Annotated in this window: 16 protein-coding genes; 14 read left to right on the forward strand and 2 right to left on the reverse strand. The window is 62.2% G+C overall.

The genetic code is table 11. The features are described 5' to 3' along the window. Positions 1 to 35: 35 nt before the first annotated feature. From EFD55_RS26410 to EFD55_RS26430, 5 genes are all read left to right on the forward strand, one after another. On the forward strand, positions 36 to 1040 hold the full coding sequence (locus EFD55_RS26410; RefSeq protein ID WP_125849018.1) for a LacI family DNA-binding transcriptional regulator: 1005 nt from the start codon (positions 36 to 38) through the stop codon (positions 1038 to 1040). 36 nt (positions 1041 to 1076) lie between these two features. Continuing rightward, positions 1077 to 2366, forward strand: coding sequence for an ABC transporter substrate-binding protein (locus tag EFD55_RS26415; RefSeq protein WP_125849020.1), 1290 nt, complete (start codon positions 1077 to 1079; stop codon positions 2364 to 2366). A 96-nt stretch (positions 2367 to 2462) separates the two neighbouring features. Beyond that, entirely contained in the window at positions 2463 to 3401 is a 939-nt protein-coding gene (locus tag EFD55_RS26420) for a carbohydrate ABC transporter permease (protein WP_125849021.1), read from the forward strand. Further along, entirely contained in the window at positions 3394 to 4287 is an 894-nt protein-coding gene (locus EFD55_RS26425; protein ID WP_125849023.1) for a carbohydrate ABC transporter permease, read from the forward strand. The genes EFD55_RS26420 and EFD55_RS26425 overlap by 8 nt, the downstream gene beginning before the upstream one ends. A gap of 4 nt (positions 4288 to 4291) precedes the next feature. After that, a complete protein-coding gene (locus EFD55_RS26430; RefSeq protein WP_125849025.1) occupies positions 4292 to 6001 on the forward strand; it encodes a GH32 C-terminal domain-containing protein in 1710 nt (569 codons plus the stop codon). 15 nt (positions 6002 to 6016) lie between these two features. Here EFD55_RS26430 and EFD55_RS26435 read toward each other — a convergent pair whose 3' ends face one another. Together EFD55_RS26435 and EFD55_RS26440 are read right to left on the reverse strand one after the other, a co-directional pair. Beyond that, a complete protein-coding gene (locus EFD55_RS26435) occupies positions 6017 to 6661 on the reverse strand; it encodes an NrsF family protein (RefSeq protein ID WP_125849109.1) in 645 nt (214 codons plus the stop codon). Further along, positions 6661 to 7206: a sigma-70 family RNA polymerase sigma factor gene (locus EFD55_RS26440; RefSeq protein ID WP_125849027.1), complete on the reverse strand. Its 546-nt coding sequence runs from the start codon at positions 7204 to 7206 to the stop codon at positions 6661 to 6663. Before EFD55_RS26440 ends, EFD55_RS26435 begins: the two co-directional genes overlap by 1 nt. Before the next feature lie 185 nt (positions 7207 to 7391). On the opposite strand from EFD55_RS26440, the gene EFD55_RS26445 reads away from it, so the two are divergent. From EFD55_RS26445 to EFD55_RS26485, 9 genes are all read left to right on the forward strand, one after another. After that, positions 7392 to 7640 carry a pentapeptide MXKDX repeat protein gene (locus EFD55_RS26445; protein WP_125849029.1) on the forward strand — a complete coding sequence of 83 codons (249 nt, stop codon included), beginning with the start codon at positions 7392 to 7394 and terminating at the stop codon, positions 7638 to 7640. A gap of 83 nt (positions 7641 to 7723) precedes the next feature. Continuing rightward, entirely contained in the window at positions 7724 to 8563 is an 840-nt protein-coding gene (locus tag EFD55_RS26450; protein ID WP_125849031.1) for a cytochrome b/b6 domain-containing protein, read from the forward strand. After that, a complete protein-coding gene (locus EFD55_RS26455; protein WP_125849033.1) occupies positions 8560 to 9336 on the forward strand; it encodes a molybdopterin-binding protein in 777 nt (258 codons plus the stop codon). The genes EFD55_RS26450 and EFD55_RS26455 overlap by 4 nt, the downstream gene beginning before the upstream one ends. A gap of 180 nt (positions 9337 to 9516) precedes the next feature. Beyond that, the gene (locus tag EFD55_RS26460; protein ID WP_125849035.1) at positions 9517 to 10275 is read left to right on the forward strand and encodes a FadR/GntR family transcriptional regulator; all 759 of its coding nucleotides are present in this window, start codon (positions 9517 to 9519) and stop codon (positions 10273 to 10275) included. Positions 10276 to 10300: 25 nt separating this feature from the next. Beyond that, a complete protein-coding gene (locus EFD55_RS26465) occupies positions 10301 to 11275 on the forward strand; it encodes a sialic acid TRAP transporter substrate-binding protein SiaP (protein ID WP_125849037.1) in 975 nt (324 codons plus the stop codon). Between the two features lie 246 nt (positions 11276 to 11521). Beyond that, positions 11522 to 12094 (forward strand): TRAP transporter small permease, encoded by a 573-nt coding sequence (locus tag EFD55_RS26470; RefSeq protein ID WP_125849039.1) that lies wholly within the window; start codon positions 11522 to 11524, stop codon positions 12092 to 12094. A gap of 4 nt (positions 12095 to 12098) precedes the next feature. Beyond that, complete coding sequence (locus EFD55_RS26475; RefSeq protein ID WP_125849041.1) at positions 12099 to 13505, forward strand: TRAP transporter large permease; 1407 nt, start codon at positions 12099 to 12101, stop codon at positions 13503 to 13505. Between the two features lie 9 nt (positions 13506 to 13514). After that, complete coding sequence (locus tag EFD55_RS26480; RefSeq protein WP_125849044.1) at positions 13515 to 14549, forward strand: L-idonate 5-dehydrogenase; 1035 nt, start codon at positions 13515 to 13517, stop codon at positions 14547 to 14549. A 443-nt stretch (positions 14550 to 14992) separates the two neighbouring features. After that, positions 14993 to 15943 (forward strand): GGDEF domain-containing protein, encoded by a 951-nt coding sequence (locus EFD55_RS26485; RefSeq protein ID WP_245438563.1) that lies wholly within the window; start codon positions 14993 to 14995, stop codon positions 15941 to 15943. Positions 15944 to 15951: the final 8 nt, after the last annotated feature.

Raw genomic sequence — 15951 nt, forward strand, 5'->3', positions numbered from 1 at the left:
TATTGATTGGGTAATCGATAACCCAAAGATATAACGTGACCGCTTCGCTCAACGACATAGCCGCCCGCGCAGGCGTTTCCGTCAAAACCGTGTCAGGCGCCTTGCATGGCGGCTCGGCGCGCATGTCGGAGGAAACGCGCCAGCGGATAAAAGAGATCGCCGAGGAGCTCGGTTATGTCACCAACTTCGCCGCGCGCAGCATGCGGCAGGGCTGGATGCCGCTCGTCGGCCTTGTCGCCGACGATCTGATCACGTCACCTTTCGCGACGGAGATCATCAGGGGCCTCGACGGCGCCGTGCGCGCTGCCGATATGGCCGTCTTCGCCATGACGCTCAGCGGCCACCGCAGCGTGGGATCGATCCTCGACGAGATGCGGCGCTTTCGTCCGCGCGCGATTGCCTATGCCGCCATGTATCACAAGAGCGTCGATCTGCCGCCCGAATTTGCCGACACGGTCGGGGTCATGATCAACTGCCGGGATGCCAACGATCGCGTGACGTCTCTGGTGCCGGACGAGACAGGCGCGGCGATCGAGATCACGACCTACCTCATCGAGGCGGGCCGTCGCAATATCGCCTTCATCAACCTGCCGGGAATTCTCGCCGGTGAACTGCGCGAACTCGGTTTTCGCCAGGCGCTCGATCATGCCGGCATCGACGGAGCCGGCGCCGTCGTATTGCCGGCCGTTGACAAGACGATCTACAGCGACCGGGCACCGAGCCTCGTGCCCGCCCATGTGCACCATCTCATGAAGGGCCCCCGGCCTCCCGATGCCATCCTGTGCGGCAATGATCGCGTGGCCATGGAGGTCTATGCCGCGTTGCGCCGCTCGGGCGCGACCATTCCCGACGACGTCGCCGTTGCGAGCTTCGACAACCAGGTCGAGATCGCCTCGCGTCTCGATCCGCCGCTGACCACCATGGCGCTTCCCCACCGGGCCATGGGCCGCCAGGCCGCGCGAATCCTGCTTGCCGAAGACCGGGCTCCGGTCGGAGTGCAGAAACTGCCGTTCCAGCTGGTGGAGCGGGCATCCGTATGAATTGAAATAGGCCCATTCAATTGAGGAGGAATTCTAATGGGTAAACGTTTACTTTGGTCTCTGGTCCTGCCTTTGGCGATGACCGCCACATGGGCGCATGCCGCCGACAAGGCCGTCATCCAGGTCATGCATCAGGGCGATCCCGGTTTTGTCGCCGCCTATGGCAAGGCCGCCGAACGGTTCGAGGCCGCCAATCCCGATGTCGACGTGCAGTTCATCTATGCGCCGCACGACGCCTATAACGAGAAGTTCAGCGCCGCCGTCATGGCCAAGCAGCTGCCCGACGTCATGGAGCTCGATGCGCCGTTCCTCGCCAATTACGTCTGGTCGGGATATCTGCAGCCCATCAAGCCGCTGATCGACAAGGACCTCCTTGACGACATGACGGAGTCCAACATCGCCCAGGGCACATACCCGATCGACAAGGACCTCTATGCGATCGGCCTGACCGACTCGTCGGTCGTTCTCTACGGCAACAAGAAATATCTCGAAGCCATCGGCGCCCGCATCCCGAAATCCGTCGACGATGCCTGGACGCGCGAGGAGTTCGAAACCTACCTCGAAAAGCTTTCCAAGCTCGACGGCGTGAAGTGGCCGATCGACACCTTCCGGGGCTACGGCATCAAGACCGAATGGATCACCTATGCCTATGGACCGATCCTGCAATCGGCCGGCTGCGATCTGATCGACCGTAAGGCCTGGAAATCCGAGGGCACGCTCGACAGCGACGCCTGCGTCGATGCACTCGCCATGATGCAGAAATGGGTCAAGAACGGCTGGGTCGTGCCGCAGTCGGCAGGGACCAATCAGTTCTTCGCCGAAGGCAATCCGGCGGCGCTGGCGCTTGGCGGACACTGGGTCTATGCCGAAGCTGTTGCGGCCATGAAGGACAATATCGTCGTGCTGCCGCTGCCCAAATTCGGCGCGAAGGCCGCGAGCCCGAACGGCACCTGGATCTGGGCGATCACCAAGACGTCGAAACATCCCGATATCGCGGCCAAGTTCATCAGCTTCCTGCTAAAGGACAAGGAGTATCGGGCCTATGTCGCAAGCCAGTCCGGCTATCCCGGATTGAAGAGCTTCGCCGCCGAATCTCCGCTCTATGCTGACGGCGGCCCGATGGCCATTGCCTTTGAACAGGCGTCGAAGACGGCTGTCGCGCGCCCTCCGCATCCAGCCTATCCCACCATCACCTCCGCCTTCATGCAGGCGGTCGACGAGGTGTTCAATGGCGGCGATCCCAAGGAGGCGCTCACAACAGCCGCCAAGAAGATCGACGAGGACATCGCGGACAACGACGGATATCCGCCGTTCGGCGAAGAGTAATAAGCGTGATCGCTGCCGACAGGTCGACGCCCTGCGATGTCTCCGACGGACATCGCAGGGCAGGGCCGGCATCCCAGCTAGGAAAGGAGGAGCTGCATGGTCATGCAACAATCAACATTATCGACACCAGTCCGAAAGGCTCCCGCCCGCCGGCATGACAAGGGACGGCTGATGCAGGAAGCGGCCATGCTCGCGCCGGCCGTGATCCTGTTGACCATCTTTCTGATCGTGCCGTTCCTCCTGTCCTTCTGGACGTCCATGACCAACCAGCCTCTGGTGCCCCGGCCGACGCCCGTCCGGTTCATCTGGTTCAACAACTTCATCCGTATCTTCCAGGACGACCTTTTCTGGACTGCCCTCTGGAACGTCTCGCGCTTCACCTTCTGGATCATTCCAGCGCAGTGCGGCCTTGCTTTCGCGACGGCGCTCCTGCTGCATCAGAAGCTGCCCTTCCGCAATCTGCTGCGCGGCATGTTCTTCCTGCCGGCGATCACCTCGATGGTCGTGGTCTGCGTCATCTGGGGCACCCTGTTCCAGTATCCCACGGGGCCGTTCAACCAGATCCTCGGCTTTCTCTCCGGCGGAGCGATCCAGCCGATCGATTGGCTCGGCGATCCGCAATGGGCGATGTTCTCGATCGTTCTGCTTTCGGCCTGGCAGGCCTACGGCTTCCAGATGATCGTCTACCTCGCGGGCCTTCAGGGCATCCCAGACGAACTCTATGACGCTGCGAAGATTGACGGCGCCAATGCGTTCCGGCGTTTCTGGCATGTCACGATGCCCGGCCTGCGGCCGACCCATGTCTTCGTCCTCGTGATCACGACCATCCAGGCGTTCAAGCTCTACACACAGGTCGCCATCCTCACGCAGGGCGGACCGAAAAGCAGCACCGAGACAGTGGTGCATTACATGGTCCGCGCCGGCTTCGAAGAGCAAAAGATGGGCTATGCCTCGGCCGTCTCGGTCATATTGTTCGTGATCGTTCTCATTATCGCGCTGATCCAGCGCCAGCTCCTGAGGCGCTTCGATGTCTGATATCGCTCTCTCGATCCAGCAGGCCCGCCTGGCGCGGCCTCTCTCGGCTGCACGGGTCCTTCGCCTCATCCAGGTGACCTGCATCTTCATCATCGCATTGGTGATCGTGTCTCCATTGCTGCTGCTGGTCGTGGCGAGCCTCAAGGACGACCGGTTCCAGATTCTGGCCGATATGGGCAGCTTCCGGGCCTTCTGGGTTTCGAACCCCACGCTGTCCAACTATGCCGAGGTCGGCCACCTCTCAGGCGAACTCGCATTCGGACGCTATCTCGTCAACTCGCTGATCATTCTGATCACGACGGTCTGTTCCGGCCTGATCGTGAATTCGATGGCCGGCTTCGTTCTGGCCTGGGGAACGTTCAGGGGCCGCGCCGTCATCCTGTCGATCGTGATTGCGCTTTATGTGATCCCGCAGGAAAGCATTATCATGCCTCTCGTGATCATGGTCTCGCGGGCGGGAATGACCGACACCTTCGCGGTGCAGATCGTGCCCTGGGTCGCGAGCCCTCTCTATATCTTTCTGTTCTACCAGTTCTTTTCGCAGTTGCCGAAGGAGCTGCTGGAGGCCGCAGAGATCGACGGCGCATCCTTCTTCCGGGCCTATCGCTCGATTTTTCTGCCGCTCAGCCTGCCCGCACTGGCAACCGTATCGATCCTCATGGGCATCGAAACCTGGAACCAGTATCTCTGGCCGATCCTCGTCACCCAGACCGACTACGCCCGCCCGATTGCCGTCGCTATCGCGACCTTCTTCGGCCAGGACAGTATCTACTGGGATCGCGCGATGGCGGCTTCCGTTTTGATGATGATCCCGATCCTGGGGCTCTACCTCGCATTCCAGCGCTGGTTCGTGAGTTCCTTCATCGGCTCTGCCGTGAAAGGTTGAATTGATGACAAGCCAAGCAGTGACTCCGTCCCATGAACGCGGGCCGGAGACGATCAGCGCCGTCCTGCCCGCGGGGGCCACGATCCACGTCTGGATCAAGGCCCGGCATGGCGCCGCGCCGGGAAGGCTGACCGCACATGTCGATGGCGATCCGGCCGGTGCTGTCGAAACGTCAAATCCCGATGAATTCGAGTTTCGGAAACTGAGGCTGGAAGGCGGCGGAGAAAGCGCATTTTCCTACGATCCCGTGACGACGGACGTCTCGGTTCTCTATGCCTTCCGTCAGTCCGGCGTTCTCGAAGAGGGCATTCGGCTGCTGCACATCAGGCCCTCCAACGCCGCACCCGAAATCTCGGGCGGCTATCACTTCCGTCCGCCTTTCGGCTGGATGAACGATCCCAACGGCTTTGGAAGATTCGGCGGCAGGCTGCACCTGTTCTATCAGCACTATCCCCATAGCCTTCGGTGGAACAACATGCATTGGGGCCATGCCGTCTCGGACGATTATGTCAACTGGACGCATCTTCCGATCTTTCTTCCCCCCTCGGATGAACTCGCCGCGCGGGCCGATGGACGCGGCGGCGCATTTTCCGGCTCGGCGATCGCGCTCGATGGCGCCGGAATCCGCATCTTTTTCACCGAGCATGTGAAGGGCCGGGAACCGGAGGAGCAGGTTCAGTTCACGGCCACCAGCCGCGATCTTGTCGACGTCGAACCGGCGAGCCTCATCCTGCCGGCGCGCCCCGCCGGGCTCGGCCTGACGACCGACTTCCGCGATCCCTATGTCTTCTTGGGGCCGGACGACAAATGGAAGATGCTGCTCGGCACGCGGGACCGCGAGGGCGGCGTCATCCTGCTCTATGAAACGGACGACCCGGCCGCGGCGGCGGGATGGACCTTCCTCGGAATCCTTCACCGGGAGAACCGCTTCGGGATGACCGCCGCGGAGTGCCCCTGCATGGTTCCCCTCGACGGGCCTGCGAGCGACCCATCGACACGCTGGGCGCTAATCTTCGGCCTTCTCACAAGCCGCGATCCGGCAACGGGCCGGCGCAACATGACGCTTGCGAACGTCGGTCGTTTCGATGGCCGCAAATTCGTCGTGGAGTTCGAACAGGAGCTGGATTTCGGCACGGATGCCTACGCTTTTCAAGCCTTCGTCGACAGTGGCGGCCCTGTCGGCATCGCATGGCTCGCCAACTGGACAGACATTTCGAAGGACATCGACATGCCGACCGCGATGACCTTGCCGCGCCGGCTGGCGTTGCGCGATGGGGCGCTGATCACGCCGCCGGTCGCTGCTGCAGAAAGCCTGCGGCGGCGCCGATTGAATGGCGAAGGTCTTCTGGACGGACGCACCGTCGATCTCGCCAACGGCTCCGTCGAGATCGTACTTGGTCTCAAGGAGGCGGGCAGTGCGTTCCGCCTCGTCTTCGAGCATCCCGAGGCAACCCTCGAGGTGCAGTTGAACGAGCACGGGCTGAGCATTCCCTTTTCCGCGGGCGCCAAGGCATCGCCCCGCTACATCGCCGCCGGCGCACGCCCATCCGCCATCCGAATTTTCCTCGATGCAGGCTCGATCGAGGTCTTCGCCGATGATGGCCGCTGGACGGGGACCAAGCGGCTCCCCGGCTTCAAGGGGGTAAGCTCGCTGCGTCTCGTCGCGCCCGCCGGCAATGTGCTCACCGCCGACATCTGGCAGCTCGCTCTTTGACCGCCGGGCGGGGCTCTACCAGCGGAGCAGGCGAGGGCCGGTGACGGCGCCGAGCGCGCCGGTGAGCAGGATGCCGAGCGAATACCAGATCAGCACGAAGGGCATGCCGTTCTCGGTGCAGAACCAGGAATAGACCCAGGCGCCGGCCGCTCCCGCGGCAATTCCGGCGACGAATCCCGTCAGCCTGAGGTCCGCGGGCGCTGCGCGGCGCAGTGACCAGACCGTGCCGGCATAGACGGGCAGCGCGAAGCCAAAAATGAGGAACGGGCAATGGAGTGCCGAGGAGCCGAGGATCAGCACCCGGTAAGTCCCGGCCGGAGCCATGATCAGCTGGATGGCTGCGACCGCAGCCATGGCGGCAAAGATCAAGGCGAGCCGGTCGAAAAAGCGTCCCTCGGAACCGTCAGGGCGGGATAGCCTGAAGACGGAGAGAAAGGCCGCGATGGCGATCAGCGCGTTATAGGCGGATTTGATCCAGAACACCGGCAGCGTCAGCGCATCAGGCATATCGACCCTGAGGCCTGGAATGGCCAGCATCATGAGCAGGGAGAGCCCGAGCGCCGGCAATATGCCGAGCGCGAGACTGCGGCGCAGCGCATGGCGCGGCACCGGCTTCAGGTCCCTGACCAGGCTTTCGATGATATCGTCCGTCTTTGTCATCATGCGCCTCGCAATCTCTCGCCGAGCGCCTTGAGTGCCCGGTGGATGCCGACCTTTACCGCCGATTCGGACTGGCCGGTGCGGTTTGCGGTGTCGGTGACCGACTGGCCCTCCAGCTTCACCTGCCGGATCAGTTCCCGCTGTTTCGGCGACAAGCCGTCGAGCAACCGCTCGACATCCATGCGTGCCGTCAGCCTCTCCTCGCTGAAGTCGCTTTCGATCTCCTCGCCAAGCTCGGTCTCACCAAGCCTGCGCCCGCCGCGGCCGCGATGGTGGTCGATCAGCTTGTAGCGGGCGATCGAGAAGAACCAGGCCGTGAAAGGCCTTTCCCGGTCATAGGTGGACCGGCGGGAATGCAGTGCCAGCAATGTCTCCTGGACCAGGTCTTCCATATCCGCTTTCGCCGCCGCAGCCATCCTGCGGCCGTAATAGCCGACAAGCAGCGTCCGCAAGGCCGAAAGCAGACGGCGATAGGCTGCCTCATCCCCGTCAAGGGACAGAAGCATCAAAGCTTTCAGGGCTTCTTCCGAATGGGCTGATGTCATGTTGTCGGAGAGTTCATTCGAAAAAGCGGCCGTTTGGTTACAGGGCGGATCAAAAACAATTCCGGTATCACAGCTCTATCACATAGGCGTGAGGCTGTAACGCATCCCGACGCTGCCTCGAATGGGTGGATGTGAGCCATCGGCAGGGAGCCGGCGGACGCAGCAAACCATTCGAGGAGAATTCCATGACCAAGCTTCTTTCCAGCCTTGCAGTCTGCACCTTCATCGCAAGCCTTTCGCTCGCCGGCGCCGCCTCGGCCGAAGACGCCATGAAGACCGATACGATGAAAAAGGACACGATGCATACGGGCACCATGTCGAAGGACGCGATGAAGATGTCCGGCACCAAGAAGGACTGCATGCACAAGGCCGGCATGGAAAAGGACGCGATGAAGAAGACCGACATGATGAAGACCTGCGACGCGATGAAATAATTCGCATCCGCGCGGCCGCTGAAACTTTTTCCGCGGCGGCCGCGTCTTTTGCTCCTGAAACTTCATCGATCCGGAGAACGATCATGGCGACGACCGATGCCGGCAAAGAGACCGGCCGCACGCTCATCTACCGCCACAGCCTCGCCGTTCGCCTGCCGCATTGGGTGAACGTGCTCTGCCTCACCGTGCTGCTCATGAGCGGCCTGCAGATCTTCAATGCCCATCCGGCACTCTATTGGGGCCAGTACGGCGCCGACTACGACCCGTCCTTCATCTCGATGGAAGCCGTCCAGGACGGCGACGAGGCAAAGGGGCGCACGCATGTCGGTTCGCTCGCCTTCGACACGACGGGTGTGCTCGGTCTCTCGAATGAAGACGGCGAGGCGACGGCAAGGGGTTTTCCGAGCTGGATCACCCTTCCAAGCTATCAGGATCTGGCGACTGGCCGGCGCTGGCATTTCTTCTTTGCCTGGCTCTTCGTCCTCAACGGCCTGGTCTATCTCGTCTGCGGACTGGTCAGCCGGCATTTCCGCCGCGATCTTGCGCCTGGTGCCCATGAGCTGACGCCCGCGCATCTCGCCCATGAAGTGGTCAATCATGCCCGACTTCGCTTTCCCAAGGGAGCCGAAGCGCGGCACTACAACACGCTGCAGAAGCTGACCTACCTCCTGGTAATCTTCCTGCTGCTGCCGTTGATGGTTGCGACGGGGCTCACCATGTCGCCGGGCTTCGACGCCGTGGCGCCCTGGCTGCTCGATGTCTTCGGCGGACGGCAATCGGCCCGCACCATTCATTTCCTCACGGCCTTCTCGCTCGTCGCCTTCGTCGTGGTGCATGTCGCCATGGTGATCCTGTCGGGCGTCTTCAACAATCTGCGTTCAATGATCACCGGCTACTACGCCATCGAGGGAGACGAACAATGAGCCGCCTCTTGACCCGCCGCCGCTTCCTGATCGGCTCGACCCTGACCGCCTCGGCACTGGGGCTCAGCGGCTGCGACGCATTGGTCGAAAGCGAACGGACGAAATCAGTCCTGAAGATCGCCGAGGGCTTCAGCATGAAGACGCAGCGCTTCCTGCTCGGCGACAACGCGCTCGCCCGTGAGTTCAGCGAAGCGGATCTCTCGCCGGTCTTTCGCTCGAACGGCACCAGCATGCCCGACAATCCGCAATATCTCGATTGGATGAGCCGGGCGTTCTCGACCTGGAAGCTGGAGGTCGGCGGACTTGTGGAGAGGCCGGCGCAGCTCTCGCTCGCAGAGCTGAAGGCGATGACGTCGCGCACGCAGATCACCCGGCACGACTGCGTCGAAGGCTGGAGCGCGATCGGCAAATGGACGGGCCTGCCGCTCGCCGCCCTGCTGCAATCGGTCGGGCTGAAACCCCAAGCGCGCTATATCGTGTTCCATTGCGCCGACGAATATGAAAAGTCGCTAGATGGCAGCGGCTGGTATTATGAGAGCATCGATCTCGTCGACGCCTTCCATCCGCAGACGATCCTCGCCTATTCGATGAACGGCCGCGACCTTGAGGTGGCCCATGGAGCGCCGCTGAGACTGCGGGTCGAACGGCAGCTCGGTTACAAGCAGGCGAAATATCTCACCCGCATCGAGGCGGTCGCGGATCTCGGCCAGATCTACGGCGGCAATGGCGGCTTCTGGGAAGATCGCGGCTACGAATGGTATGCCGGGATATAGGCTGGGGCTGAGGCCGAACAACTCCAATTTGCCCGCTCTGCGAAACCTGACGGCATAATTTCTCCTGTTTAAGTTTCATGCGACGGATTGACGCACAACCCAAGCGATGATACTTAGCCGTAATTGGTCAGGCCAGTTGACCAGATGCGTGCTTGAGGAGAAGCCGCCGGGGAGGCCATGATGTTTTCGCCTGTTGAATCGCGCCGCCTCTACAGGCAGGTGGCGGATCAGATTCGTTTGATGATCGCGAGCGGCGAGCTTGCCGTCGGCCAGCGGCTGCCGGCCGAGCGCGAGCTCGCGGAGCAACTGTCGGTGTCACGCCCGACGGTGCGCGAGGCTCTGATCGTGCTGGAGGTCGAGGGCCTCGTCAACATCCGCATGGGATCCGGCATCTATGTGGTGCGCCAGCATGCAGCAGGGGCTGCGGCAAGCGAGCGCGAGCCGGTCGAGGGGCCTTTCGAACTGCTGCAGGCGCGCGCCATCATCGAATGCGCGATCGCCGAGGAAGCCGCCGGCTGCGCCAGGCCGGAAGGCATCGCTGCGCTCGACGAAGCGCTGACGCGCATGAGCGGCGGCGTTAACGATGCGGGTGCGGTCATTGCCGCCGACCGCGCCTTCCACATAGCCATTGCCACTATCGTCGGCAATGCGACGCTGATCCGCGTGACGGGCGAGATGTTCGACATGCGCATGACCCCTTATTTTGAGAAGCTCGCAAGCCATTTCGAGGGTCCGACGACATGGCGCAGCGCCGTGGAGGAGCATCGGGCCATTCGCGACGCGATCGCCGCCGGCGATGCGGCAGGCGCCAAGGCTGCCATGCGCGCCCATCTCACCATGTCGCAGAAGAGGTTTTCCGAGAGCTTCGGGGAGGAGCTCCCGGGAGAGGAGAAGCGCGGCCGCAGGAAAGCGCCCGCGAAAGGAAAGACCAAGACTTAAAACCCGAGTTCGGGAGGAGAGAGCGATGAAGAGCAGACTGGCAACGATAATTTGCACCGCAGCCGCGATCATGGCGACGACGGCGATTGCGCAGGCCGAGACAGTGCTGAAATGGGCGCATGTCTATGAAACCTCCGAGCCCTTCCATACGGATTCCGTCTGGGCTGCGGGAGAGATCGCCAAGCGCACCGATGGGCGCTACAAGATCGAGGTCTATCCGGCCTCGCAGCTCGGCAAGGAAGCCGACATCAACCAGGGCCTCAAGCTCGGCACGGTCGATATCATCATCTCGGGATCGAGCTTTGCGGCGCGCGATTACAAGCCGATCGGCGTCACCTACTTCCCCTATATCTTCCGCGGCCCCGACCACCTGATCGCCTATACCAAGAGCGACGTCTTCAAGCGTCTCGCCAAAGGCTATGAGGACAAGACCGGCAACCACATCGCCGCCGTCAGCTATTACGGCACGCGTCAGACGACATCGAACAAGCCGATCGCCAAATGCGCCGACATGCAGGGTCTGAAAATCCGCGTGCCCGACGTTCCGGCCTATCTCGCCATGCCGCGCGCCTGCGGCGCCAACACGACGCCGATCGCCTTCGCCGAGGTCTATCTCGCCTTGCAGAACGGCACGGTCGAGGCGCAGGAAAACCCGCTGACGACGATCGAGGCGAAGAAGTTCTACGAAGTCCAGAAGAACATCATCCTCACCGGCCACATCGTCGATCACCTGAACACTGTCATCTCCAAGCAGCTCTGGGCGAGCCTTTCCGACGAGGACAAGAAGATCTTCGGAGAGGTCATGCAGGAGGCCGCCGAGCGCACCAGCAAGACGATCGCCGGCAAGGAAAACGGCCTCATCGCGACCTTCAGGGAGAAAGGCCTCAACGTCGCCGAGGTCGACAAGACAGACTTCGAGAAGACCGTGATGGAAAAGGTCAAGTTCGAGGACTTCGGCTACGACAAGGCCGACTGGGAAGCGATCCGCGCGATCCAGTAAAGCTCGCTACCGAGGATTGCCCCTCGCCCTAACCCTCTCCCCGTTCTGACGGGGCGAGGGGACGTGCCCTGAAAAACGTGCGGGGACGGAGAAGTCGCGGCACATCCCCTTCTCCCCGCAGGCGGGGAGACGGTGGCGGCAGCCGGATAAGGGGCAAGCACCGCCGAGCGCAAGACGAAATCGACACGAAGGGTACGCGCCGGCCAAACGCCGCGCCCTTCTTCCCAACCCAAAACAGGGCCGATCATGTCGCAAGAAATTCACACCTCAATCACGGCCGAGGAAATCGGCCACGAGTTCGAAGGGCACGCGCCGACCGCCAACGTCTCGGACTATGCCATCGAGGACTGGATCACGCTGATCGTCTTCTGGCTGATGGCGGGTTGCGTCTTCCTGCAGTTCTTCACGCGCTATGTTCTGAACGACAGCTATGCGTGGACCGAGGAGATCGCGATCAACTGCCTGATCGGCGTCGTCTTTCTCGGCTCCGTCATGTGCGTGCGCACGTCGCGGCACATCCAGGTGGACGTGTTCTATCACTACATGCCGGCAGGGTTGGCGCGGGTGCTGGCGACCTTCGTCGATATCGTGCGTATCGGCTTCTTCGCCTATGGCTGCACGCTGATGTGGCGCTATGTCGAGATCGTCGCCGACGAGCAGATGGTCACCGTCGAGCTGCCGCGCAACATCGTCTTCTACTCCGTTCTCGTCGCCTTCGTGCTGATGCTGATCCGCGCGGTCATCGTCTTCATCGCCAACATCCGCCGCGGCTACTCCGTTCTGGAGCGCCCCGAAGAATTCCAGACCGTCGAGGGTTGATCCGATGCTGCTGCTTCTTGGCTCGTTTCTGGTGCTGATGCTGGTCGGCGTGCCCGTCGCCATTTCGATGGCCGTCGCATCCGTGCTTTACATCGTCCTCTACGGCGTCGCGCCCGACATCATCGTCGCCCAGCGCATGATCGCCGGCGTCGAAAGCTTCCCGCTGCTCGCCGTCCCCTTCTTCATCCTGGCGGGCAATCTGATGAATTCGGCTGGCGTCACCGGCCGTATCTATTCCTTCGCCGTGGCACTGGTCGGCTGGATGAAGGGCGGGCTTGCGCAGGTCAACATCATCGGCTCCGTCATCTTCTCCGGCATGTCCGGCACCGCGCTTGCCGACGCGGCCGGCATCGGCACGATCGAGATCAAGGCGATGAAGGATCACGGCTATCCGGTCGAGGCCGCCGTCGGCGTGACGGCGGCGTCCGCGACACTCGGACCGATCTTCCCGCCGTCGCTGCCTTTCGTGATCTACGGCATGATGGCGAACGTCTCGATCGGCGCTCTCTTCACGGCGGGCATCCTGCCCGGCGTCGTCATGACGCTGTTGATGATGATCACCGTCGCGGCCTTTGCCTACGTGAAGCGCTGGGGTTCCGATGCGCCGTTCGACGTGAGACAGCTCCTGTCTGCGGGAATGGAAATCGTCGTCGTTCTCATGGTGCCGGCGGCAATCTATCTGCTGATGCAGGCGGGCGTATCGATGAACGCCGCGGCAGGCATCGCCCTTCTGGCACTTCTCGCCCTTGACTGGTATTTCCGCTTTTCCGCCGTCATGGCGCTGATGACGCCTGTCATTCTGATCGGCGGCATGACCATGGGCTGGTTCACGCCGACGGAGGCCGCCGTCGCCGCCGTCCTCTGGTCGCTGTTTCTCGGTCTCGTGCGCTATCGCACGATGACCTTCTCCACACTTGCCAAGGCAAGCTTCGATACGATCGAGACGACGGCATCCGTTCTCTTCATTGTCACCGCTGCATCGGTCTTCGCCTGGCTGCTGACGGTCAGCCAGGCGGCGCAACTGCTCTCCGATGCGATCCTGTCGATCACGGACAATAAATGGGTTTTCCTGATCCTGGTGAACCTGCTGATGCTGTTCGTCGGCTGCTTCCTGGATACGATCGCGGCGATTACCATCCTGGTGCCGATCCTTCTGCCGATCGTCGCGAGATTCGGGATCGACCCGGTCCAGTTCGGCCTCATCATGACGCTGAACCTGATGATCGGCCTGTTGCATCCGCCGCTCGGCATGGTGCTGTTCGTGCTGTCACGGGTGGCGAAACTCTCGGTCGAACGCACGACCATGGCGATCCTGCCCTGGCTGGTGCCGCTGTTCCTGGCGCTGATCCTGATCACCTTCGTGCCGTCCATATCGCTCTGGCTGCCGCAGCAGCTCGGGCTGTTGAGATAGGAGATCATGATGCAGACACGTCTGGCACGGCTTTACCAGAAGGGCGATCTCAGGGTCGAAGCCGACACCGTTCCGGCTCCCGGTCCAGGCGAGGTGCTTCTGAAAATGGCAGCCGCGGGCATCTGCGGCTCCGACCTGCATTATTATCAGGACGGCGGTTTCGGGCCGATCCGGGTTCGCGAGCCGATCATACCCGGCCACGAGGCCTCGGGGATCGTGAGCCAGGCGGGCGAAGGGGTCGATCTGAAACCGGGCACGCTGGTGGCGGTCAATCCCAGCCAGCCCTGCGGTGCCTGCGAATATTGCCGGAAGGGGCTGCCGATCCATTGCCTCGACATGCGCTTCATGGGCAGCGCGATGCGCCTGCCGCATGAGCAGGGCATGTTCCGGGAGTGGCTGGTCGTGCCCGCGAAGCAATGCTTCGAAGCCGGGGCAGCGACAACGGCTGCGGAAGCCGCCTGCAGCGAGCCGCTGGCCGTCTGCCTGCATGCGGCATCGCGCGCGGGCGATATCGAAGGCAACCGCGTCCTCGTTACCGGCGCCGGCCCTATCGGCTGCCTGATGGTTGCCGTCGCCCGTCATCGCGGCGCGGCCGAAATCGTCGTGACGGATCTCGCCGATGCGACGCTGGAGAGGGCCAAAGCGATGGGCGCCGGCCGCACGGTCAATGTCTCCCGGGATGCCGCGGCCCTTAGCGAATTCGAGGCAGGCAAGGGTTATTTCGATCTGGTCTTCGAATGCTCGGCCGCAGACCCAGCCATCCGCAGCGCGATCGCGGCCATTAGGCCACGCGGAACCATCGTGCAGGTCGGCGTCACGGGCGAGATCCCGGTCCCCCTCAACGCTATCGTCGGCAAGGAGCTTCATATCCACGGAACGCAGCGCTTCCACGAGGAATTTGCCACCGCCGTCGCGCTAATCGCGAGCCGGGAGATCGATGTGCGGCCGATCATCAGCCACAGCCTGCCGCTGGAAGACGCCGATGCAGCCTTCAAACTCGCTGGCGACCGCACGACCGCCTGTAAGGTCCAGCTTACCTTTTAGTCCCGCGGCGGGCTCGACCGCGAAGGGCGAAGGCTGCTCTTCCGAAAGCCCGGGGTCCGCTTCGCAGCCGAAGGGGCCGGAACCATCCTTGGTCGAGAAAATGCCCGCGCGCATCCGGCTGGCGGCGATCCCGTTCGCTCCATTCATCAAGCGTCAAGCAAGAAGATTCACATAAACGTAGCTGTTGTTGATTATCTCCATCGGCGTCTTGGTTGGCTCAGAGTTCTGCGATGGATCTTGCTACGGTTCTTCTTCTCCATAAGTCGTCGTTCATCGTTGGCGCATTGTGTTTCTTTTATATGAGATGGCGCTCTCGGGAGCCTGGCCTTGATCTTCTCGCGGTCGGTGATTGCCTTCTCGCCTTCGCCTCCACACTCGCTGGATTGGGCGAGCAGGGCTCTCTTCCCCGTGAAATCTGGACCTTCGGGAGCTTTTCCGTCGGCGTGACCGGCTACGCGCTGATGGCTGTCGGGATCATCCGGTTAAGCGGACGCCGACGCAAGTTTTCGGACTGGCTGCTGGTAACGGCCGCGCTGGCCTTGTCCGTTCTCGTCGGCGTTACACATTGGTATCTCGACAATCAAATGCGGGCCGCGATATTCAACGCAAACTCTTCGGTCTTCCTCGCCCTCTCTTCCGCCGCCATCCTGGTGGGTTTTCTCCGTGACCGGCTGCCCGGAAGAATCGGTCTTGCCGCATCTCTTATGGCCGCGATGACGTTCTCGGCATTGGTCGTCCTTGGGGTGGTTTTTCCAGAATATGGTCCGATCGCCCCGCGAAACGCCTTCTTCATGCTCATCATCTGCCACTTCTCGGTCGCGCTGTTCGTGGTGGTTCTCGTGCAGGAAAGGGCTGAGGCCAAGCTAAGCCGTCTTGCAAATACCGACGCCCTGACGGGCATTCCCAACCGCCAGAATTTCCTTGCCTCCCTCCCGCACCAACTGAAGCACGGCGACGGCTTCATCATGATCGACATCGATCACTTCAAGTCGGTCAACGACCGGCATGGCCACGAGGTCGGTGATGCCGTCCTTGTCGGCGTCGCGCAAACCATCGCCGCCGCCGCTGGAGGAAAGCTGTTGCTCGGCCGCCTCGGCGGGGAAGAGTTCGCCTTGTTCCTACGCGACCAAACGGAAGAAACTCTGTTTGCGGCGGCCGACGACGTCAGGCGAAAGATCAAGGCCCTGGCCTTTGTCGTTGACGCCGGGACCGTGAGGCCGACCGCAAGCGCAGGCGTTGCCCTCTGGAGCGACGAATGCGACGCGACGAGGCTGCGTGATCGCGCAGACCAAGCCCTCTACCGGGCAAAGCGCGGCGGGCGTGACAGGGTCGAGATGTACGCTGCCCCGGCGGCGGCGCCTCTTCCAAGCGTCGCTGCCGTCGTGGCATTTTGAACGATCCG

This window comes from Rhizobium pisi, assembly GCF_003938655.1.
In the GTDB taxonomy this organism is placed as follows: domain Bacteria; phylum Pseudomonadota; class Alphaproteobacteria; order Rhizobiales; family Rhizobiaceae; genus Rhizobium; species Rhizobium pisi.